Here is a 21,725-nt window from a genome sequence, read left to right as displayed (position 1 = left end):
TGCGCCTTTACCCTGAAAAGCCGGGGATCATGCGAGCCCGTTGCGGAAACTTTATGCATGCAGTGGCGGGAAACGCGCCATTCGAGATCAAAGCGCCAGCGAACGGAACAAGACGAGCCATGTATCGCGCCATCCAGACCTTTCTTGTCGCTACCTGCCTGCTGCTTAGTTGTTTGGCCACCGGCCTGCATGCGCAGGAAACCATTCGGTCCTATGTCAATGCGCTGGGTATCGGCGGTTTTCCGCAGAAAATAGAGGCGGTCAAGTCGCTTGCCGCTTCCGGTGATCCCAAGGTTGGCGAAATCCTGCAAAATCTCAGCGACGGTAAACTCTACGCCCCGAAAACCGGCGGTAAAGTCTATCTCGAAGGCGCCGATGCCGGAACCTATGTCGACGTCCTCACCGGCGCGCCGGTCGCGGACGCTCCCGGCAACCTTGCCAAGATCCGCCTGAACAACGGATTGCGCGGTGCAATCGGCGCCGCCCTCAGCCAACTGACGCTCTTGAGCCCGGACAGGGCGGCCCGTTTGGCTGCGTCGCGTGACCTTCTCAAGGATGCAAACCCCGACAATCTGGAATTGCTGAATTCAGCCCTGGCGCAGGAAAAAGACGCCGAGATCAAGACCACAATGGAGGCGGCGCGCGCCGTCATCCTGCTGAAGACCGATGCCAGTGTCGAGGAAAAGAGTGCCGCCATCGAGATGATCGCCGCCCGCGGAAACCGCGATGCGCTGACGATCCTGAGCATGGCTCTCAGCACCGCTCCGGATGACCTGAAGCCTGCCATCGAAAAGCATATGAGCGCGATCCAGGGCAGTCTCGCCCTTTGGGATGTGGCGCAGAACATCTGGTACGGCCTGTCGCTCGGCTCTGTTCTTCTCCTTGCCGCCATCGGTCTTGCGATCACCTTCGGCGTCATGGGCATCATCAATATGGCGCATGGCGAAATGGTCATGCTCGGTGCCTATACGACCTATGTGGTACAGCAGTCGCTGAGCGCGATTTCTCCTGAACTCGCCACCTATTCGCTGGCTTTCGCCGTGCCCGCCGCCTTCCTGTTTACTGGCCTCGTCGGCGTCGGGATCGAGCGCAGCGTCATCCGCTGGCTCTACGGCCGGCCGCTGGAGACGCTGCTTGCGACATGGGGCATTTCGCTGATCCTGCAGCAGGCGATCCGCACGATCTTCGGCCCGACCAACCGCCAGGTCGACAATCCGAGCTGGATGTCCGGCGCTTTCGAATTCGGCGGCCTTGCCATCACCTATAACCGCATGTGGATCATCGTCTTTTCGATGGCCGTCTTCGTGGCGCTGTTGCTTCTTCTGAAGCGCTCGAAATTCGGCCTGCAGATGCGCGCCGTCACCCAGAACCGGCGCATGGCCTCCTCCATGGGCATCCGCACACCCTGGGTGGATGCGTTGACCTTCGGCCTCGGCTCGGGCATTGCCGGCATTGCCGGCGTGGCACTCAGCCAGATCGACAATGTCTCGCCCAATCTCGGCCAGAACTACATCATCGACAGCTTCATGGTCGTGGTTTTCGGCGGCGTCGGCAATCTCTGGGGCACGCTCGTGGGCGCCCTGACGCTCGGCATCGCCAACAAGTTCCTGGAGCCCTATGCCGGCGCGGTGCTCGGCAAAATCCTCATCCTCATCCTCATCATCCTGTTCATCCAGCGGCGGCCACGCGGCCTGTTCGCGCTCAAGGGAAGGGCGATCGAACAATGATTTCGCAAATGCTGTTCAGCCGGCACGAGAAGAAGACGCTCTGGGCAGTCTTCATCATCCTCATTGCCGCAGTCTTCGTTCCACTGTCGAACCTGCTCATTCCGGCCGACACTTTCTTCCATGTGCCGGGACATCTGGTGCCGCTGCTCGGCAAATATCTCTGCTATGCACTGCTGGCGCTGGCGCTTGATCTTGTCTGGGGCTATTGCGGCATTCTTTCCCTGGGCCACGGCGCCTTCTTCGCGCTCGGCGGCTACGCCATGGGCATGTATCTCATGCGCCAGATCGGCGACCGCGGCGTTTACGCCAATCCGCTGCTGCCGGATTTCATGGTCTTTCTCAACTGGAACGAACTGCCCTGGTACTGGTACGGTTTCAATCACTTCGCATTTGCCGCGCTGATGGTTCTGCTGGTGCCCGGCCTGCTCGCCTTCGTCTTTGGATGGCTCGCCTTCCGCTCGCGTGTCACCGGCGTTTATCTGTCGATCATTACCCAGGCGATGACCTATGCCCTGCTTCTCGCGTTTTTCCGCAACGAGATGGGCTTCGGCGGCAATAACGGTCTGACCGATTTCAAGGAAATCCTCGGCTTCAACGTGCAGGCCGGCGGAACCCGTGCGGCGCTGTTTGCCGCAACGGCTACGGCGCTGGCGCTGGCGCTCATCCTCAGCTCCGCCATCGTCCGCTCGAAATACGGCAAGGTGCTGGTCGGGGTCCGCGATGCCGAAAGCCGCACCCGCTTCCTCGGTTATCGGGTGGAGAACATGAAGCTCTTCATCTTCACGGTTTCGGCCATGATGGCGGGCGTTGCCGGCGCCCTTTACGTGCCGCAGGTCGGCATCATCAATCCTGGTGAGTTTGCGCCGGCAAACTCGATCGAAGTCGTCATCTGGACGGCAGTGGGTGGGCGCGGCACCCTGATCGGACCGATCATCGGCGCCATCCTCGTCAATTTCGGGAAGAGCATCTTCACTGCCGCCTTCCCGGAATTCTGGCTCTTTGCGCTGGGCGCCCTGTTCGTCGCCACGACGCTGTTCCTGCCGAAGGGTGTGGTCGGCACGGTCCAGCAGTTCATGTCTTCCCGCAGGGAACAGAAGAAAGCGGATGCCGTTGAAAAAGCCTATCAGGACAAGGCCGCAGCAAAGGCTGAAGGTCCGATGCCTTCCCTCGAACCCCAGGCTGCGGAGTAAGATCGATGGATGCAAAAACTTCCAATAGCCTGCTGTATCTCGACGGTGTTTCCGTGTCCTTCGACGGCTTCAGGGCACTGAATTCCCTGTCCTTCGTTGTCGAGCCGGGAGAGCTGCGCGCGATTATCGGCCCGAACGGTGCCGGGAAGACGACGATGATGGATATCATCACCGGCAAGACCCGGCCAGATAGCGGCAAGGTCTTCTTCAACGGCGATATCGATCTGACGAAGAAAGACGAAGCCGATATCGCCCAGCTCGGCATTGGCCGCAAGTTCCAGAAGCCGACGGTGTTCGAGAGCCACACGGTCTGGGACAATATCGAGCTGGCGCTGAACCGGAAGCGTGGTGTGTTTTCGACCCTGTTCTATCGTCTCACACCCGCTGACAAGGCGCGCATCGAGGAGATTCTGGAGACGGTGCGCATGACCGCCCGCAAGGACGATCTCGCCGCCAATCTCTCCCACGGGCAGAAACAATGGCTGGAGATCGGCATGCTTCTGGCGCAGGAGCCGAAGCTGCTTCTCGTCGACGAGCCGGTGGCTGGCATGACCGATGCCGAGACCAGCGAGACGGCCGTGCTTCTGAAGGAAATCGCCAAGACCCGTTCGGTCGTCGTCGTCGAGCACGACATGGGCTTCATTCGTGATCTGGGGGTCAAGGTGACGTGCCTTGCCGAAGGTTCGGTGCTGGCCGAAGGTTCGATCGATTTCGTCAGCAATGATCCGAAGGTGATCGAGAATTATCTGGGGCGGTGAGATGAGGTCAGTTGTTCTGTCATTGACGATGATGCCCGTGGCGGCACCCCCCTCTGTCGCTTCGCGACATCTCCCCCACAAGGGGGGAGATTGGCCTTTTCCCTTATTTGCTCAAAAGCTCGTTGTGATCTCCCCCCTTGTGGGGGAGATGTCGGCGTCGCCGACAGAGGGGGGTAAGGCCTCCTCAAAAAGTAAAGGTGCCCCATGCTGACCGTCGACAACATCAATCTCCACTATGGCGCTGCCCAGGCATTGCGCGGCGTCTCCATTACGGCACCCATGGGAAAGATTACCTGTGTGCTCGGTCGCAACGGCGTCGGCAAGACCAGCCTGCTTCGGGCGATCACCGGCCAGCATGGGCCGAGTGCCGGATCCATCACCTTCAACGGTACCGAGCTGAACGGCATGGCGCCCTATAATCGCGCCAAGCACGGTATCGGTTTCGTGCCGCAGGGACGGGAGATTTTTCCGCTTCTGACGGTAAAGGAAAATCTGGAATCGGGCTACGCGCCGGTGGCCCGCAAGGATCGTTTCATTCCCGACGATATTTTCAGTCTGTTTCCCATTTTGCAGACCATGCTGGGGCGTCGTGGCGGCGATCTCTCCGGTGGGCAGCAGCAGCAACTGGCGATCGGCCGGGCGCTGGTGACGCGGCCGAAAATTCTCGTGCTCGACGAGCCGACCGAGGGCATCCAACCGTCGATCATCAAGGATATTGGCCGGGCGATCCAATATCTGCGCGACTCCACGGGGATGGCGATTCTCTTGGTGGAACAATATCTTGACTTCTGCCGCGAGCTTGCAGACCATGTCTACATCATGGATCGGGGCGAGATCGTGCATCAAGGGCCGGCAGAGACGCTGGACACGCCGGAAGCACGCCGCCACCTTACGGTTTAACGGCGGATTTTATGGCTGAAGCTGCGGCAATCGCTCCGCAAAGGGCATGGGGCAAGGGGCGGCTCGTGGCAAAGCCTTTTGCCGGGCGCACGCGGCTTTCGGAATTCTATCAGGAAGGATGCGCCAAGATCCGCCTGCCCGATACGTTCGATGCAACGATGGAAGCGGTGCTGATCAACAGTTCGGGCGGGCTGACCGGCGGCGATCATCTGGAGTGGGAATTTTCGGCGGGCGAGGGGACGCACCTGACGCTGACAACGCAGGCCTGCGAGAAAATCTACAAGGCAAGCGCCGGCACGGCGACCGTCGACACGGCGATTACCGTGGGGACCGGGGCGACGGTTCATTGGCTGCCGCAGGAGACGATCCTGTTCGACCGTGCCTCCCTGTCGCGCCGGCTTGAAGTCGATATTGCGGACGGCGGCGAATTCCTGGCCGTGGAAGCCGTCCTTATGGGACGCAAGGCCATGGGTGAGGCGATGCGCACGGGTCTGTTCGAGGATCGCTGGCGCATCCGAAAGGAGGGTAGGCTGTTTCATGCGGAAAACCTGAGGTTTTCGGGAGACGTCGCGGCGCTCGTGGCTGAAAATGCCGTGCTTGGGGAGCAGGTCGCCTTCGCGACTCTGTTCTACACGGGGGCGGGCTGCGAGCTCTACCTGGACGCACTGCGAGCCATTGTTGGCGCCGGGGGCGGCGTAAGCCGGCTTCATGTGTGCGGACACGACAAGCTGATATCCCGTGTCGCGGCGGCCGATGGGTATGCCTTGAGAAAAATCATCATTCCGATGATTTCGTGCTTGCGCAAGGACGCCTCTGTGCCGAAAGTCTGGAACCTGTAATCGATGCGAAATCTGGTGGCTCTATGAACCTCACTCCCCGTGAAAAAGACAAGTTGTTGATCTCCATGGCGGCCATCGTAGCACGCCGGCGTCTGGAGCGCGGGGTGAAGCTCAACCATCCCGAGGCAATCGCCTTGATCAGCGACTATGTGGTCGAAGGCGCGCGCGACGGACGTTCGGTGGCCGAGCTGATGGAAGCGGGAGCGCATGTCATCACCCGCGATCAGGTCATGGAGGGTATTCCCGAGATGATCCACGACATCCAGATCGAAGCGACGTTTCCGGACGGCACCAAGCTGGTGACTGTCCACGAACCCATTCGCTGAAGGGTGCACCGTGCTGCAATTGAGACCAAACTGCGAGTGCTGCAACAAGGACCTGCCGCCCGGCACGCGCGAGGCAATGATCTGCAGTTTCGAATGCACCTTCTGCACGCATTGTGCATCGGAGGTTCTTCACGGGAAATGCCCCAATTGCGGCGGCGAACTCGTTCGCCGGCCCGTACGGCCCGCGGCGAAGCTTGGCAAATTTCCAGCATCCACGGAGCGTGTCTTAAAGGCGGACGGCTGCGCACCGATCAAGGCTGCCTGAACAGGAGAGATTGAGTATGATTCCCGGTGAAATCATTGCCGACAGCGGCGAGATCGAACTGAACGCGGGCTTGGAAACGGTAACGTTGCAGGTGTCGAACACCGGCGACCGGCCGATCCAGGTGGGCAGCCATTATCATTTTGCCGAAACCAATGCTGGTCTTTCCTTCGACCGCAGCCTGGCGCATGGCAGGCGGCTGGATATCCCGGCGGGAACCGCCGTGCGCTTTGAGCCCGGACAGATGCGCAACGTCACGCTCATCCCCTTTTCCGGCAAGCGCGAAGTCTACGGCTTCCGGCAGCAGGTCATGGGCAAGTTATGAGTCTGTGGCCTGTGCAGGTCCAGCGTCCGGAGATGGAGCACACGTGACAGCAGGCCGGACCATCATGATCGTCGGAAACGGGCCGGTTGCCGATGGCGCTGCTGCTGTCATTGATGCTGCCGATATGGTCATCCGCTTCAACGACTGCCGGTCCTGCGGCGCAGGGGGCGTGAAAACCGATATCGTCGCCGTCTGCAATACCGGGCGTCCGGCATTAGCCATGCTTGGCGGCGGCGCGTGGAAAACAAGCGCTGCCGTGCGACAGGCAGGCGCCATCTGGTGTGTCAGGTCAGCCGAAAAACTGCAGGCATTGCGGCCTGATATCGAGAGACACCACCCGGATCTCAACGATCTCTGCGACGACTATACAGATGGCTTTCGTGCTTTCGCCAAGGCGACCGGCCGCTCCTTCCGCGTCATTCCGGGCTCTGTGCATGACAGCGTCGATACAGGTTTGAAACCGTTCCATGCCCGCCGCTATGTCGTGCCGAGCAGCGGCCTGATCGTGATTGCCGAGGTGCTGGCAAACGTCCGCCTGCGTGGTGATCGGGTGGTACTTTCTGGTTTCGGTCACGCCGGCTGGGCCGGGCATCCGTTTGCAGCAGAACGCCGCTATGTCGATGCGCTGGTTGCAACAGCACGGCTTTCGCGTTTCGATGATAATTTCTTACCCGCCATTGCTCAGGGAGCCTAAGACCCATGTCCTACAAAATGTCGCGCGCGGCCTATGCCAATATGTTCGGCCCCACCACGGGCGACAAGGTCCGGCTGGCGGATACGGAACTGTTCATCGAGGTGGAGAAGGACTTCACCATCTATGGCGAAGAGGTGAAGTTCGGCGGCGGCAAGGTCATTCGCGACGGTATGGGGCAGAGCCAGGTGACGCGCGCCGACGGGGCCGTCGATACTGTTATCACCAATGCCCTGATCGTCGATCATACGGGAATTGTCAAAGCCGATATCGGGTTGAAAAACGGCCGCATCGTCGGCATCGGCAAGGCCGGCAATCCGGACACGCAGCCGGGCGTCACGATCATCGTCGGCCCCTCGACTGAGGCCATTGCCGGCGAGGGCAAGATCGTTACCGCGGGCGGCATGGACAGCCATATCCACTTCATCTGCCCGCAGCAGATCGAGGAAGCGCTGATGAGCGGCATCACCACCATGCTCGGCGGCGGCTCCGGACCGGCGCACGGGACGCTCGCCACGACCTGCACCGGTGCCTGGCATATCGAACGGATGATCGAGAGTTTCGATGCCTTTCCGATGAACCTGGCGCTCGCGGGAAAAGGCAATGCGTCGCTGCCGGCCGGAATTGTCGAGATGGTCATGTCGGGTGCAAGTTCGCTGAAACTACACGAGGACTGGGGCACGACCCCGGCGGCGATCGATTGCTGCCTCTCGGTGGCCGACGAATATGACGTGCAGGTGATGATCCACACCGATACGCTGAACGAAAGCGGCTTCGTCGAGGATACGATCGCCGCCATCAAGGGGCGCACCATACACGCCTTCCACACGGAAGGGGCAGGCGGCGGCCACGCGCCAGATATCATCAAGATCTGCGGCCAGCCGAACGTCATTCCCTCGTCCACCAATCCGACGCGGCCCTATACCAAAAACACGCTGGCCGAACATCTCGACATGCTGATGGTCTGCCATCATTTGTCGCCCTCCATTCCGGAAGACATCGCCTTTGCAGAAAGCCGCATCCGCAAGGAGACGATCGCGGCCGAGGATATCCTGCACGATATCGGCGCCTTCTCGATCATTTCTTCCGACAGTCAGGCGATGGGCCGCGTCGGCGAAGTGGCGATCCGTACCTGGCAGACGGCGGACAAGATGAAACGCCAGCGCGGTCGCCTGGCCCAGGAGACCGGCGAGAACGACAATTTCCGGGTGAAGCGGTATATTGCAAAATATACGATCAACCCCGCCATCGCCCATGGCGTCAGCCATCAGGTCGGCTCGGTCGAAGTCGGAAAGCGTGCCGATCTCGTCCTCTGGAACCCGGCCTTTTTCGGCGTCAAGCCGGAACTGGTGCTGCTCGGCGGCTCGATTGCGGCGGCGCCGATGGGCGACCCCAATGCCTCGATCCCCACACCGCAGCCGGTGCATTACCGCCTGATGTTCGGCGCCTATGGCAAGAACCGGACGAATTCCTCGGTCACCTTCGTGTCGCAGGCTTCGCTCGATGCAGGGCTGAAGGCGCGGCTTGGTGTCGCCAAGGATCTGGTGGCGGTGCAGAATACTCGTGGGGGTATCGGCAAGCATTCGATGGTCCACAACGACCTCACGCCGCATATGGAGGTGGATCCGGAGACGTATGAAGTGCGCGCCGATGGAGAATTGCTGACCTGCGAACCGGCGACCGTGCTGCCGATGGCGCAGCGCTATTTCCTGTTCTAGTTCGCGACAGGCTGTGTTTGCTCGCCTGAAACGCATCATGCGCTGGTTCGCCGCAATTGCTGCGGTCCTGGCCCTGATCTTTGCGCTCGGCACCGTCTTGCCGCGCCCGTTTCTGCCGTCTGCCGAGAGCGTGCGGACGGAAGCGGCGACACGGCGTATTCTCGTTCTGTCGAACCCGATCCATACGGATATTGCCATTCCGATCGACGCCGAAACGCTGGCCCGCTTTCCGTTTCTTGGCGAAAGCGGGATGCCGGTCGCGCATCCTGACGCACGGTGGCTGGTCTTCGGCTGGGGCGGGCGGGCCTTTTATATGGAGACGCCGACATGGGCCGAGCTGAAACCGGGTCCACTCCTGAAGGGTCTGACGCTGGATCGCGCCGTCATTCACGCGGATATCGCCCGCGAGATCGTCCAGCCTTCCGAACATGTGACAGCCTTCGTTGTGTCGGATGACGGCTATGAGAAGCTGTTGTCTTTTATCGAAGCGAGTTTCTCGGTCGAGGGTGGTGGAATTAGAGCCATCGCAGGTGCCGGCTATGGCACGAACGACCGCTTTTTCGAGGCCAATGGCTGGTTTAGCGCCGCGCTTGGCTGCAATACCTGGACGGCTGCGGGCTTGCGCGAGGCAGGGCTAAGCACCGGCTGGTGGAACCCGGTGCCTTCCTCGCTGCGGGCATCGCTGGCGCTTCACAACGGATGAAGCCCGTGCCATGCGCAGACCGCAGGGCAGCCATGCGACAGCTGTTTTTGTCCTCTCGAGTGCTGCACTGCAGCAGGGTTTATTGTAGAAAGATTTCTTGAGCTTCGCGCCGGGTTCCTCCCAAGCCTGCCGCGCCGGAAGTTCGTTTCTCAAGGAGATGACCATGATCGTTGGCAGAAGAGTGCCGTCCGTAACTTTCCGTACCCGCGTTCGCGATGAAGCCGTCGGCGGCCCCAATCCGTATCGCTGGCAGGATGTAACATCCGAGGATTATTTCGGCGGCAAGCGCGTCATTCTGTTTTCGCTTCCCGGCGCCTTTACGCCGACCTGCTCGACTTTCCAGCTTCCCGATTTCGAAAAGCTGGCTGGTGAATTCCGTGCGGAAGGCATCGACGCCATCTATTGCATCTCGGTCAACGACGCCTTCGTCATGAATGCCTGGGGCAAGTCGCAGAACCTTCAGAACGTCAAGCTGATCCCCGATGGTTCCGGCGAGTTCACCCGTAAGATGGGCATGCTCGTTGCCAAGGATAATCTCGGCTTCGGCATGCGCTCCTGGCGCTATGCTGCCATCATCAACAATGGCGCCGTCGAACAGTGGTTCGAAGAAGAAGGTTATTCGGACAATTGCGACAGCGATCCCTATAGTGTGTCCTCGCCGCAGAACATTCTCAGCGCGCTGAAATCTGAAAAAATCGCTGCTTGAGCAATGCTGTTTGCATGATGTGAATCCGGTGCCGGACCTCTTTGGTCTGGCGCCGGATTTTTTTATGGTTACAGTGGGTTGATCCATCGAAAGGTTTGCCGAATGCCCTATCGTTCGACCGAAATCCTGTCGCCCGGCCCGACTGACAGGGCGGTGTTGCACAGGCTGGCCCTGCCGCACGACCAGCGTCACCTGCGCCGCAAGCTGCTGCATCTCGACAATGACGATGTGGTGATGCTCGATCTGAAAGAACCGGTAATGCTTGCCGATGGCGATCTGCTCGTCCTGGATACAGGTGAGTATGTCCGAATCGGTGCGGTCGAGGAGCCTCTCTACGATATCCGCGCAAAAGACCCGCTGCATCTGATCGAACTGGCCTGGCATCTCGGCAACCGGCATCTGCCGGCCGAAATCCGGGAGGACAGGATCTTCATCCTGCGCGATCCGGTCATCAAGGCGATGCTTGAGGGGCTGGGTGCGGCGGTTTCTGAGGTGAAAGAGCCATTCCAGCCGATGCGCGGCGCTTATCATGGCGCAGGCGGACATGGCCATCACCACGCCCATGGGTGATCACGCTGAGACGACGGCGCTTCTGAGGCTGGTGACATGGCTGTCGCCGGCGTTTCCCATCGGCGCCTTTTCCTATTCGGGCGGGATCGAGCAGGCCGTTCACGATGGCCTTATCAGGGATGCGCCCGGGCTTACGGCGTGGCTGCGGGTGCTGATCGTCCATGGGTCCGGCTGGAACGACGCTGTGCTTCTTGCCGAAAGCTACCGGTTTCACGGGAATGCAGAAAGACTTGAGGGCGTAAGGGAACTGGCGGAAGCCATGGCTGGCTCCTATGAGCGCCATAGGGAAACGACGCTCCAGGGGGAGGCTTTTCTCACCGCAGCTATGCCCTGGATGACGATCCCTCATGCCGGCCTGGCCGGTGCCGTTGCCTATCCGGTGGCTGTGGGTGCGGTCGCCGGCCTGTGCAGCACCAGGCTCGAACCTGCCTTGGCCGCCTATCTGCATGCAACCGTGTCCAATCTCGTGTCGGTGGCAATTCGCTGCGGCGTCACGGGCCAGAAGGACGGTGTCGCCGTGCTTGCCGCCCTGGAGCCGTCCATCGCCGATAGTGCTGCGAGAGCTGCCTCAAGCACACTGGACGATCTGGGGTCTGCATCCATTCTTGCCGATATTTCGGCTCTCCGCCATGAAACCCTGCATTCGCGGCTCTTCCGGTCCTGATCGATGACCTGCGTGCTGAAAGGAAAACAGCGATGAAATCAACCAATGGTCCCCTTCGCGTCGGTATCGGTGGCCCGGTCGGTTCCGGCAAGACTGCCTTGACCGACAAGCTCTGCAAGGCCATGCGCGATACCTATTCCATCGCCGTGGTGACCAATGATATCTACACCAAGGAGGACGCCGAGGCGCTGGTGCGGATGCAGGCACTGCCGTCCGACCGGATCGTCGGCGTCGAGACGGGTGGCTGCCCGCACACCGCGATCCGCGAGGACGCGACCATCAATCTTCAGGCCATTGCCGATCTCAATCGCCGGATTCCGGATCTAGATGTGGTTTTCATTGAATCCGGCGGCGATAACCTCGCCGCGACTTTTTCGCCGGACCTTGCCGACATCACCCTCTATGTAATCTCCGTCTGCCAGGGCGAGGAAATTCCGCGTAAGGGCGGACCGGGCATTACCCGCTCGGATCTCCTGGTCATCAACAAGAAGGATCTCGCCCCCTATGTCGGCGCAGACCTCGGCGTGATGGAGCGGGACGCCAATCGCATGCGGTCCGAAAAACCCTTCGTCTTTACGGATATGAAGCGCGGCGACGGGATCGACCGGATCGTTGATTTTCTGAGGGTCGAGGGCGGTCTCTGAAGTTGACGATGAATGAAGGCTTGCCGGTTGCCCACCGGCAAGCCTTCATTACTGTGTCTGAATCCTCTATTCCGCGGCAAGAGCCGGGTGGTGAAGCACCTTGCCGCTCCGTTTCGGTCCTTCGAGGCGGTCGAGCCTTTCCTGCAGTTCGCCGATCGTCCTGGACTGTTCGGTGACAATTTCCGTCAGCTTCTCGTTTTCCAGAACCTCCAGTTCCTCATCCTTCTTGCCGACGAGCCGGCCGAACATCCAGCCGAGCAGGCGGGACAGGTCGTCCATGATCAGGAAGAAGGCGGGAACGACCACCAGCGACAGCACCGTCGAGACGATGATGCCGCCGATAACGGCAATCGCCATGGGCGAGCGGAACGAGCCGCCTTCGCCGACGCCAAGTGCCGAGGGAATCATGCCCGCCGACATGGCGATGGAGGTCATGATGATCGGCTGGGCGCGCTTGCGTCCGGCCTCCACCATGGCCTGCACGCGCTCCATGCCGTGACGCCGCATTTCAACGGCAAAGTCCACCAGCAGGATGGCGTTCTTGGTGACGATGCCCATCAGCATCAGCACGCCGATCATGACCGGCATCGAGAAAGCATTGCGGGTGAGGATCAGCGCGACGGCGACGCCGCCGATGGCGAGCGGCAGGGAGAACAGGATGGTAAAGGGCTGGATCACGTCCTTGAAGAGCAGGATCAGCACGACGAGAACCATCATCAGACCGAGCAGCATGGCATTGCCGAAGCTCTGCGTCATCTCGGCTTGAATCTTCGCATCGCCGCTTTCGGCAAGGCGGACCGTCGATGGCAGCTGCGTTTCCGAAACAATGCGCTTGAACTCCGCCGTGGAGGTGTCGAGCGCAGTCCCCTGCGGCACGTCCGAGCCGATTGCGGCCACCCGGTTGCGTGCGTTGCGCAGGATCGAGCTCGGGCCTTCGGAATAGTTCACATCGGCGACACTGCGCAGCGGCACCAAGGCGCCAGAGGCGGTTTTCACCTTCAACGCGCCGATGGCCTGAAGGTCACGCCGGACATCGAGCGAGGTCTGGACCCGGATCGGAATCAGGCGATTGTCGAGCGAGATCTTGGTGAGCGCGGAATCGACATCGCCCGTGGTTGCGACGCGGATCGTCTGCGAGATCTGCTGCGGCGTAATGCCGAGGCGGGCGATTTCGTCCTTGCGCGGGCGAATTTGAAGCTCCGGCCGCGGCAGGGCGCCTTCGGAGCTGACATTCGCCAGGATCGGCGATGCGCGCAGCTTGCCTTCCAGGATGGCGACCGCTTCGTTGAGGTCGTCTTCGTTGGAGGACAGGAAGTTGAAGGTCAGTTCCCGCTCGCCACGATCATTGAGCTTGGTGATGCGAACGTCCGGTATGCCGCGCAGCTGGGCAAAGATATCCTTTTCAACATCCCATTGCGGCCGTGTGCGGCCATCCATGTGCATCTTCGGCATATATTGCCCGATGAAGGGCAGGCCGCCGAGACCCTTGTTGACCAAGGTCTTCACAAGCGAATGGTCGATCGTATCGAGCATGATGCGCACCGTGGCGCGGCGCAGTTCGAGATCGCCCTTGGGCGAAGCGCCGCCGAGCACGAAGACGCTGTCGACGCCATCGACGCCGCGGACCGCGTCATAGATCCGCGCCGTGGTCGCACCGGTTTCTTCCAGGGTGGCGTTCGGCGGCAGCTCGACCGACAGAACAACGCGCGAGGAATCGTCCGGCGGCATGAAGCTGCCCGGTACCTGCGACATCAGATAGAGAGAACCCACAAGGAACAGCACCGCTCCCACCAAGGTCGCATAGCGGAAGTACCATTTCGACGTCGTGCCGGAGACAAGCCGCGTATAGGCTTTCATCAGACGGCTGTCATTGTCGTGATGATCGTCCACGCCGTCTTCCGGTCGCATGAGATAGGCGGCCATCAGGGGCGTGATCAGGCGCGCCACCAGCAATGAGAAGAATACCGAGAAGGCAACCGTCAGGCCGAATTGGATGAAGTACTGGCCCGCGACGCCGGGCATGAAGGAAACGGGGACGAAGACGGCAATAATGGTGAAGCTTGTCGCAATGACCGCGAGGCCGATCTCGTCGGCGGCATCAAGGGAGGCCCTGTAGGGCGTTTTCCCCATCTTGATGTGACGGGCGATGTTTTCGATCTCGACGATCGCATCATCGACCAGAATACCGGTCGCCAGCGTCAGTGCGAGGAAGCTGACGAGATTGAGCGAAAAGCCCATGAGGTCCATCACCCAGAATGTCGGGATCGCGGACAGCGGCAGGGCGACGGCGGCAATGAAGGTGGCGCGCCAGTTCCGCAGGAAAAGCAGCACAACGATGACGGCGAGAACTGAGCCTTCGACCAGGGTGTGAAGGGCTGCCTCATAGTTGCCGTAGGTGAAATAAACAGCGTCGTCCACTGTCTCTATGGTGACGTCGGGATTGTCGGCGCGAACCTTTTCCAGGCTCTTGGCCACGGTCTCCGCTACGGAGACCTCGCTGGCACCCTTCGAGCGGAAGACGGCGAAGGTCACGGACGCCTTGCCGTTGAAGCTCGAGAAGGACTTCGGCTCCTCGTAGGTATCCGTAACACTGCCGAGATCGGACAGTTTCACGAAACGGCCGTTCGGGAGCGCGATCGTCGTATTGGCAAGCTGCTCGACATCGCGCGCATCGCCGAGGGTCCGGACGGTCTGCTCGTTGCCGCCCACCTGGCCGCGGCCGGAGCCGAGATCGACATTGGTTTCGCGCAGTTGATTGTTGACATCCGGTGCCGTGATGCCGAAAGAATCGAGCTTGCGGGGATCAAGCGCGATGTTGATCTCGCGGTCGGAGCCGCCGTAACGATCGATCCGTCCGACGCCGATCTGGCCCTGTAGCGCGCGCTTGATCGTATCGTCGACGAACCAGGACAGTTCCTCGAGCGTCATGTTCGGCGAGGTGACGGAAAAGGTCTGGATTGCCTGGCCTTCAACGTCGATCTTGGTGACGACGGGTTCCTCGACATCGGCTGGCAGGTCGCTGCGGATGCGGTCAATTGCATCCTTGGTGTCCTGAACCGCCTCTTCGGTCGGCTTTTCGATGCGGAAGACGACGCTTGTCACCGACTGGCCATCGGTTACCGTCGATTGGATTTCATCGACTCCGGCGATGGATGCGACGGCGTCCTCGACCTCCTTGGTCACCTGCATTTCAAGTTCGGACGGCGAGGCGCCGTTCTGCACCACCGTGATGGCCACGACAGGAACGTCGATATTTGGAAACCGGGTGATGGGGAGGGCGAAGAAAGACTGGATCCCGAGATAAAGCAGGAGCGCAAAGCCGAGGATCGGCGCGATCGGATTTCGGATGGCCCATGCAGAAAAATTCATCGCGTCAGCCTCGGTTAATTCGACACTGTGCCGGCATCGGCCAGCACGGGTTTGATCTGGTCTCCGTCGCGCACGAAGGCACCGGCCTTGGAGACGACCATGTCACCTGCGGCGAGCCCCTTCACGATTTCAATGAAGCCCTTGTCCTGGATGCCGGTTTCGATTTTTGCAACCTGCACCACATTGTCATGGACCTTGCGGGCCACCATGCCATCCTTTGAACTGGTCACCGCGGACAGGGGCAGCACCAGCGCTTGCCTGTCCTCGATGATGATCTGGGCATTGGCATACATGCCTACCCGTGCCTTTTCCGGCGTCAAGAGACTGATATAGACCGTGCCGAGGCGGGTTTGAGCATCGACCATTGGCGATATCAGGCGGATCTCGCCGTCCACCACCGTCTTCCCGTCCGCAAGCGTCACTTTCGCCTTCTGGCCGATGGAAAGCCGGATCAGATCCTGCTCGGTGATATCGGCCTGCATTTCGACGGCGCCATCCCGGATGATCGTGAACATCGGCTCGCCAGCGCCGCTGGCGATGGAGCCCACCCGCGCCTGTCTGGCCGATACGATGCCGGTCACAGGGGATCGGACCTCGGTCCTGGCAAGGCGAAGATCGACATCGGAAATCTGTGCGTCGACAACCTTGATATCGGCCTGCGCGACAGCGACAAGCTGCTCGGCGGAGTTGACGCGGGCAAGCGCCGCAGTGGCGGCGGCCTTTTCCTGATCCCGCTGGGCCGTCGAAAGCGATCCGGATGCGGAAAGCTTTCTCGATCGTTCGGCAACCCGCACCGCCTCATCGGCATTGGCCTTCGCCTCTGCCAGTTGAGCCCGGTACTGCGCAAGGGCAGCATTTGCCTTCGCAAGGCTCGCTTCGTACTGGCTCTTTTGCAGAAGCAGCATGTCTTCGTTCAACGTTGCCAGCGTGCTCTCCGCCTGGACCCGATCGCCGACATCGGCGTGCAGCGTGCGGATCGACAGACCGTCGACAAGCGGCGCGACATAGGTTTCCTCGACGGCCTTGATGTTCCCCGTGGCCACAACGCGATCAATTATGGATTTCTTCTGCACCTTGGTGACGACGATCGACGGCAGGGACTGCTCCGTTTTCGGAGCCACGGCCTCCTCGGCGAGCGCCGAACCCGTCAGGATCGTGAGCAGCATTGTGGCTGACATGCCAAGTGCGAACGTCGTCTTGCTGGCCATGGACTGACTTTCTTCGAATTCCGGATCATGCAATGCACCGACGCAAAGGCCCCATACTGGGAATTTCCGTCGTCAGACTGTGAAATAGAGGAAACATTGCTTCTGGTTGCGCAGCCGAAATTCCTCCGCACCTCCTCGGATGCAATGGAGTCTATTTAAGGTCCGCCCAGCCAAATCGCAAGCGAGCCGCAATAAATAATGGTCCCTCATTATTTTATTTGTAAAATCCGATCAATGAAAATCACGTCGGCGGCGATTTTGTCGCAGAGCGCGGTGCCGTTGAACGGAACGGTGCGCGAGCCGAGGTCCGCGCACCGTCATTTCCGATTTCCCGGAGCTGTCGATTATTTCACAGCCGCATCGGTGATCTCATGCGTGAAGGCGCCGGCCGGCTCCTTGCTGATGATCTTCTGGTCGAGCAGAGCCTTGGCTGTGCGCCCATACAGGGCCTCATCCAGTTTGCCGGAAGCGTCGCCGATGAGCTTAGCGACTTCACCCATCATGCGCTTCTGGTGGTTCTCGTCCTGTCCGCCGTTCTCGACCACGATATCGGCTGCTTCTTCCGGATTATCGATGGCATATTTCCAGCCTTTCATCGAGGCGCGGACGAACTTGACCATCTTTTCCTTGAAGGCGGGATCCTTCAGATCGTCTTCCTTGGCATAGAGGCCGTCTTCCAGGAGGTCGTTGCCGAGATCCGTATAGTTGAACACCGTTAGATCTTCAGGCTTGAAGCCGGCGTCGATCGCCTGCCAATATTCGTTATAGGTCATGACGGAAATGCAGTCGGCCTGCTTCTGCACAAGCGGCTGCACGTCGAAGCTCTGCTTCAGCACGGTCACGCCATCGGGGCCGCCATCCGTCGACAGGCCAAGTTTGTTCATCCAGGCGAAAAAAGGATACTCGTTGCCGAAGAACCAGACGCCGAGCGTGCGGCCCTTGAAGTCCGCATCGGTCTTTACCGGGCCATCCTTGCGGCAGATCATTTCGAGACCGGATTTCTGGAAAGGCTGCGCAATATTGACGAGCGGCACACCCTTCTCGCGGGCGACCAGCGCGCCGCCCATCCAGTCGACGATCACGTCAGCGCCGCCGCCGGCGATCACCTGTTCCGGCGCGATATCCGGTCCGCCCGGCTTGATCTCGACATCAAGGCCTTCCTCTTCGTAATAGCCCTTGTCCTTTGCGACATAGTAGCCGCCGAACTGGCTCTGGGTGACCCATTTCAGCTGCAACACCACCTTGTCGGCGGCCATTGCCTGCATTGCCGCCAGCGACATTGCGCCGGCCATCAAGGAAATCATCAGTTTTTTCATTGTGGTTTTCCCTTTTTACCCTCTGAAGTTTGCCAAAGGCCTTGCGGCCCAGGGCTTCGCCTATCCACCACGGAGAGACGGATGCCAGAATGTCGTCGCCCTTTCGACAAGGGCGATGACGCCGTAGAACAGTGAGCCGGCGACGGCGGCGACGGCGATTTCCGCCCAGACCATATCGACGTTGAGCCGGCCGATCTCTGTGGAGATCCGAAAGCCCATGCCGACGATCGGCGTCCCGAAGAACTCTGCCACGATGGCACCGATCAGCGCCAGCGTCGAGTTGATCTTCAGCGCGTTGAAGATGAAAGGCGCCGCGGCCGGCAAACGCAGCTTCAACAGCATCTGCCGATAGCTCGAGGCATAGGTGTGCATCAGGTCGCGCTCCATGCTTCCTGCGGCGTCGAGGCCTGCGACCGTGTTCACCAGCATCGGGAAAAAGGTCATGACGATGACGACGGCGGCCTTCGACTGCCAGTCGAAACCGAACCACATGACCATGATGGGGGCGATGCCGATGATCGGCAGCGCGGAAACCATATTGCCGATCGGCAGCAGCCCCTTGCGCAGGAAAGCGACGCGATCGGCAAGGATAGCCGTCAGGAAGCCCGCAAGAGAGCCGACGACAAAACCAAAGATCACGGCCTTGAAGATCGTCTGCCTGACATCGGCGACGAGGATCGGCAGCGAGCCGGCGATGCGGGCGCCGATGGCGCTTGGCGGCGGAAGCAGGATGAAAGGGACGCCCGCCCCGCGGGTGATGGCTTCCCACAGGATAAGAATCCAGACGCCGAAAATGGCGGGGATCAAAAGGCGCAGCACAGCCCCCTTGGATCGCGTTGCCGGCCGCATAGCCGCGAGCAGACCCACGCAGCGCCAGGCGAGCAGCCAGGCGGCCGCAAGTGCGAGGAAAAAGGGCCACAGCGCCGTGCCTTCAAAACCGGAAATGTCTGCGATCAGCAGCCAAGCCGTCAGATGCGCGCCAAGGAACAGGAGGACTGCGGAGGCGATTGCCGGCAGGCGGATCATCGACAGGAGCGCCGTCAGCAGAAGCAGACCGAGGATCAGGGCTTTGGTCGCGATATAGGGATAATCGATCGTTGCCGTCGGATTGGTGAGCGCATCGGCCTCCACGGAGGTCATGGCCCCCAGTCCGAGGGCTGCGATGGAAAAAATCACAGCGGCAAGAGCCTGCCAGTTGGGTGCGAGCCATTTCATGCCGGCCGTCTCCCCATGCCGCGTTCGACCAGCCGGCCGAGGATGCCGACGGCGGTGACCAGCAGGCCGGCAAGGACCGAGCCGGCCACCAGCGCCGCCCACATGTCGATCGTCTGGCTGTAGTAGGATCCGGCAAGCAGCTTCGAGCCGATGCCCGCGACCGCGCCTGTGGGCAGTTCGCCGACGATCGCGCCGACCAGGCTGGCGGCCACCGCCACCTTCATCGAGGTGAAGAGGAACGGCACGGAGGCCGGGACGCGCAGCTTCCAGAAGGTTTCGCTCACGCTGGCATGGTAGGTGCGCATGAGATCGAGATGCATGGCCTCCGGCGAGCGCAGCCCCGTCACCATGCCGACGACCACCGGGAAAAAGGAGAGATAGGTGGAGATCACCGCCTTCGGAATGATGCCGGTGACGTTGATTGCTGCGAGCACGACGATGACCATGGGCGCGACAGCCAGGATCGGCACCGTTTGGGACGCGATGATCCAGGGCATCAGGCTGCGGTCAAGCACTTTGACGTGGACGATGCCGACGGCGATCAGGATGCCGAGCACGGTGCCCATGAGAAAGCCGAGCAGGGTCGAGGACAGCGTCACCCAGCCGTGATAGACGAGGCTGCGATTGCTGGTGACCTTGCGCAGGAAGGTGTTTTCGAAAACATTGGCCGCGACCTGGTGCGGTGCAGGTACGATCGGCTTGGCCTGTGACAGCGTCTTTCCGATGAATTCGACGAAACCCGGCATTTCGCCGCGACGCTGGTCCATGTCGCGCTGCACCGGCGCGTTCATGAGGATGGCGAACCCGTACCAGAACACCACCATGGCCACCAGGATCGTGGTGACAGGCACGAAGCGGTCCCTGAAGAAATGCTCTCGCGCCATTGTCAGCTTCTCCCACCGGCAGGCAGCAGCATCAGCGTCATCGACACCACACCCAGTGCGACCCCCGCCATCTGCAGATGTGTCAGCCGCTCTCCGAAGACAAAGAAGGCGATGACGTTGACAAGCAGAAGCTGGGCAATGGCGGAGGCCGAAATGGCAAGCCCCAACCCGCCTTCGCGCATCAGCCGCACCATCATCAGATTGCCGATGCAGTAGAGAGCGAGGGAGAATAGCAGAAGAAAGATGTTGTTGCTCGACACATAATAACGGGACGCCGTCGCGGCGCTGAGGAAAATCGCCATGGAGGCCGCGAGCCAGAGGATAAAGGAAAGGTTCATGACACCCTACTCGTCATAGCTATGCCCCGCTCTCAAACCTTCGCGAACCCGCCGGGCGATCTCCAGAAATTCGGGCGTCTCGCGGATATCGAGCGGGCGCTCCCTTGGCAGCGTCGATTCGATCACGTCGGTCACCCGGCCCGGGCGCGGGCTCATCACCACGATGCGGGTGGAGAGGTAGACGGCTTCGGGGATGGAATGGGTGACGAAGCAGATCGTCTTGTTGGTCCGGTCCCAGAGTTTCAGAAGCTGTTCGTTGAGATGGTCGCGGACGATTTCGTCCAGCGCTCCAAAGGGCTCGTCCATCAGGAGCAGATCGGCGTCGAAGGCGAGCGCGCGGGCAATCGAGGCGCGCTGCTGCATGCCGCCCGACAGCTGCCAGGGAAATTTCTTGCCGAAACCCGAGAGATTGACGAGGTCCAGCGTGCGCTCGACACGCTCTTTCTGTTCGGCGGCGCCATAGCCCATGATCTCAAGGGGAAGCGCGATGTTCTTCTCGATCGTCCGCCAGGGGTAAAGCGCTGCCGCCTGGAAGACATACCCATAGGCGCGTTTTTTGCGCGCTTCCTCGGGCGTCATGCCGTTGACGGTGATCGTGCCGGAGGTCGGCTTCTCTAGGTCGGCGATGACCCGCAGGAAGGTCGTCTTGCCGCAGCCGGACGGGCCGATGAAGGAGACGAAATCGCCCTTGTTGACGGAAAGATCGACGCCGGTCAGCGCATGGACGGGACCGTCATTGGTGGTAAAGGTCAAACCCAATTGTCTGGCGGAGACAACGGATGCGGAAGTATTGCTCATTTCGTACTGCCTGCTCCGCGATGATCGACCGATGGTCGCATGTGATATCCTGTACAAGTCTCGCATATGCGATTTTTTGAAGATACGCTAACCTCGTCCAAAGTGCTGGAATCGACTGAGGGACTATATGACGCAATCATCACAGCCGACCTGCCGGATCGTTCGTCCCGGCGGCACCTATGACGGCAAGCAGAGGTTCAGCTATTTCGGAGGGATCGCTGCCGAGACCGTGGGGTCGAGCGGCATCTGCATGCACCTTCTGACCATCCCGCCGGGCGGCCGGGCCAAGGCGCACAAGCATGCGAGCCATGAAACCGCGATCTACATGCTGTCGGGCGAGGCGCATACCTGGTACGGCGAGCGGCTGGAAAACCACGTCATCGTCCGCGCCGGCGAGATGTTCTACATCCCCGCCGGCGTGCCGCATCTGCCGGCCAATCTCTCCGACCAGCCTGCATCCGCCGTGATTGCCCGCACCGATCCGAACGAACAGGAGAGCGTGATTTTGCTGCCGGAATTGGAGGCGCTGGTGCCGGCCTGAGCTGGCGGCGGGACAGTGCGGTGCGGCGGTCAC

General features: G+C 60.6%; 23 protein-coding genes. 16 read left to right on the top strand and 7 right to left on the bottom strand.

Annotated elements, in window-relative coordinates; genetic code table 11:
- Nucleotides 1-119: 119 nt before the first annotated feature.
- The 15 genes from urtB (at nt 120) to ureG (ending at nt 12,023) form a co-directional block, all read left to right on the top strand.
- A complete protein-coding gene (urtB, locus tag PY308_RS15865; protein ID WP_275784367.1) occupies nt 120-1,727 on the top strand; it encodes an urea ABC transporter permease subunit UrtB in 1,608 nt (535 codons plus the stop codon).
- Complete coding sequence (gene urtC, locus PY308_RS15860) at nt 1,724-2,917, top strand: urea ABC transporter permease subunit UrtC (protein ID WP_275784365.1); 1,194 nt, start codon at nt 1,724-1,726, stop codon at nt 2,915-2,917. Before urtB ends, urtC begins: the two co-directional genes overlap by 4 nt.
- Nucleotides 2,918-2,922: 5 nt before the next feature.
- Complete coding sequence (gene urtD, locus PY308_RS15855) at nt 2,923-3,675, top strand: urea ABC transporter ATP-binding protein UrtD (RefSeq protein WP_275784363.1); 753 nt, start codon at nt 2,923-2,925, stop codon at nt 3,673-3,675.
- A 204-nt stretch (nt 3,676-3,879) separates the two neighbouring features.
- Nucleotides 3,880-4,575, top strand: coding sequence for an urea ABC transporter ATP-binding subunit UrtE (gene urtE, locus PY308_RS15850; RefSeq protein WP_275784361.1), 696 nt, complete (start codon nt 3,880-3,882; stop codon nt 4,573-4,575).
- Between the two features lie 11 nt (nt 4,576-4,586).
- Nucleotides 4,587-5,414: an urease accessory protein UreD gene (locus tag PY308_RS15845; RefSeq protein WP_275784358.1), complete on the top strand. Its 828-nt coding sequence runs from the start codon at nt 4,587-4,589 to the stop codon at nt 5,412-5,414.
- Nucleotides 5,415-5,437: 23 nt separating this feature from the next.
- A complete protein-coding gene (locus PY308_RS15840; protein ID WP_275784355.1) occupies nt 5,438-5,740 on the top strand; it encodes an urease subunit gamma in 303 nt (100 codons plus the stop codon).
- 10 nt (nt 5,741-5,750) lie between these two features.
- On the top strand, nt 5,751-6,005 hold the full coding sequence (locus PY308_RS15835) for a DUF1272 domain-containing protein (RefSeq protein ID WP_275784352.1): 255 nt from the start codon (nt 5,751-5,753) through the stop codon (nt 6,003-6,005).
- A 16-nt stretch (nt 6,006-6,021) separates the two neighbouring features.
- Nucleotides 6,022-6,327, top strand: coding sequence for an urease subunit beta (locus PY308_RS15830; protein WP_275784350.1), 306 nt, complete (start codon nt 6,022-6,024; stop codon nt 6,325-6,327).
- Between the two features lie 43 nt (nt 6,328-6,370).
- On the top strand, nt 6,371-7,021 hold the full coding sequence (locus PY308_RS15825) for a Urease operon accessory protein (protein WP_275784347.1): 651 nt from the start codon (nt 6,371-6,373) through the stop codon (nt 7,019-7,021).
- Nucleotides 7,022-7,026: 5 nt separating this feature from the next.
- Nucleotides 7,027-8,736 (top strand): urease subunit alpha, encoded by a 1,710-nt coding sequence (gene ureC, locus PY308_RS15820; RefSeq protein WP_275784344.1) that lies wholly within the window; start codon nt 7,027-7,029, stop codon nt 8,734-8,736.
- A gap of 25 nt (nt 8,737-8,761) precedes the next feature.
- The gene (locus tag PY308_RS15815) at nt 8,762-9,439 is read left to right on the top strand and encodes a TIGR02117 family protein (protein ID WP_434064262.1); all 678 of its coding nucleotides are present in this window, start codon (nt 8,762-8,764) and stop codon (nt 9,437-9,439) included.
- Between the two features lie 166 nt (nt 9,440-9,605).
- Entirely contained in the window at nt 9,606-10,145 is a 540-nt protein-coding gene (locus tag PY308_RS15810) for a peroxiredoxin (RefSeq protein ID WP_275791162.1), read from the top strand.
- A 102-nt stretch (nt 10,146-10,247) separates the two neighbouring features.
- The gene (gene ureE, locus PY308_RS15805) at nt 10,248-10,715 is read left to right on the top strand and encodes an urease accessory protein UreE (protein WP_275784339.1); all 468 of its coding nucleotides are present in this window, start codon (nt 10,248-10,250) and stop codon (nt 10,713-10,715) included.
- Nucleotides 10,708-11,379, top strand: coding sequence for an urease accessory protein UreF (locus tag PY308_RS15800; RefSeq protein ID WP_275791161.1), 672 nt, complete (start codon nt 10,708-10,710; stop codon nt 11,377-11,379). Before ureE ends, PY308_RS15800 begins: the two co-directional genes overlap by 8 nt.
- Nucleotides 11,380-11,411: 32 nt before the next feature.
- The gene (gene ureG / locus PY308_RS15795; RefSeq protein ID WP_275784336.1) at nt 11,412-12,023 is read left to right on the top strand and encodes an urease accessory protein UreG; all 612 of its coding nucleotides are present in this window, start codon (nt 11,412-11,414) and stop codon (nt 12,021-12,023) included.
- A 66-nt stretch (nt 12,024-12,089) separates the two neighbouring features.
- Here the strand turns inward: ureG and PY308_RS15790 are convergent, their stop codons facing one another.
- The 7 genes from PY308_RS15790 to PY308_RS15760 form a co-directional block, all read right to left on the bottom strand.
- Nucleotides 12,090-15,392, bottom strand: coding sequence for an efflux RND transporter permease subunit (locus PY308_RS15790; protein ID WP_275784335.1), 3,303 nt, complete (start codon nt 15,390-15,392; stop codon nt 12,090-12,092).
- 14 nt (nt 15,393-15,406) lie between these two features.
- A complete protein-coding gene (locus PY308_RS15785; protein WP_275784333.1) occupies nt 15,407-16,600 on the bottom strand; it encodes an efflux RND transporter periplasmic adaptor subunit in 1,194 nt (397 codons plus the stop codon).
- Nucleotides 16,601-16,944: 344 nt separating this feature from the next.
- Nucleotides 16,945-17,916: an ABC transporter substrate-binding protein gene (locus PY308_RS15780; RefSeq protein ID WP_275784332.1), complete on the bottom strand. Its 972-nt coding sequence runs from the start codon at nt 17,914-17,916 to the stop codon at nt 16,945-16,947.
- A gap of 60 nt (nt 17,917-17,976) precedes the next feature.
- Entirely contained in the window at nt 17,977-19,131 is a 1,155-nt protein-coding gene (locus PY308_RS15775) for an ABC transporter permease (RefSeq protein ID WP_275784330.1), read from the bottom strand.
- The gene (locus tag PY308_RS15770; RefSeq protein ID WP_275784328.1) at nt 19,128-20,015 is read right to left on the bottom strand and encodes an ABC transporter permease; all 888 of its coding nucleotides are present in this window, start codon (nt 20,013-20,015) and stop codon (nt 19,128-19,130) included. Before PY308_RS15770 ends, PY308_RS15775 begins: the two co-directional genes overlap by 4 nt.
- Nucleotides 20,016-20,017: 2 nt before the next feature.
- Complete coding sequence (locus PY308_RS15765; protein WP_275784327.1) at nt 20,018-20,353, bottom strand: hypothetical protein; 336 nt, start codon at nt 20,351-20,353, stop codon at nt 20,018-20,020.
- 6 nt (nt 20,354-20,359) lie between these two features.
- Nucleotides 20,360-21,151 carry an ABC transporter ATP-binding protein gene (locus tag PY308_RS15760; RefSeq protein ID WP_275784324.1) on the bottom strand — a complete coding sequence of 264 codons (792 nt, stop codon included), beginning with the start codon at nt 21,149-21,151 and terminating at the stop codon, nt 20,360-20,362.
- Between the two features lie 127 nt (nt 21,152-21,278).
- Between PY308_RS15760 and PY308_RS15755 the strand changes: the two genes are divergently transcribed.
- The gene (locus tag PY308_RS15755) at nt 21,279-21,692 is read left to right on the top strand and encodes a cupin domain-containing protein (protein ID WP_275784323.1); all 414 of its coding nucleotides are present in this window, start codon (nt 21,279-21,281) and stop codon (nt 21,690-21,692) included.
- Nucleotides 21,693-21,725: the final 33 nt, after the last annotated feature.

Origin of the sequence: Pararhizobium gei, from assembly GCF_029223885.1 — a bacterium.
Taxonomy (GTDB): domain Bacteria; phylum Pseudomonadota; class Alphaproteobacteria; order Rhizobiales; family Rhizobiaceae; genus Pararhizobium; species Pararhizobium gei.
This window is presented reverse-complemented; position numbering and strand designations above follow the sequence as displayed.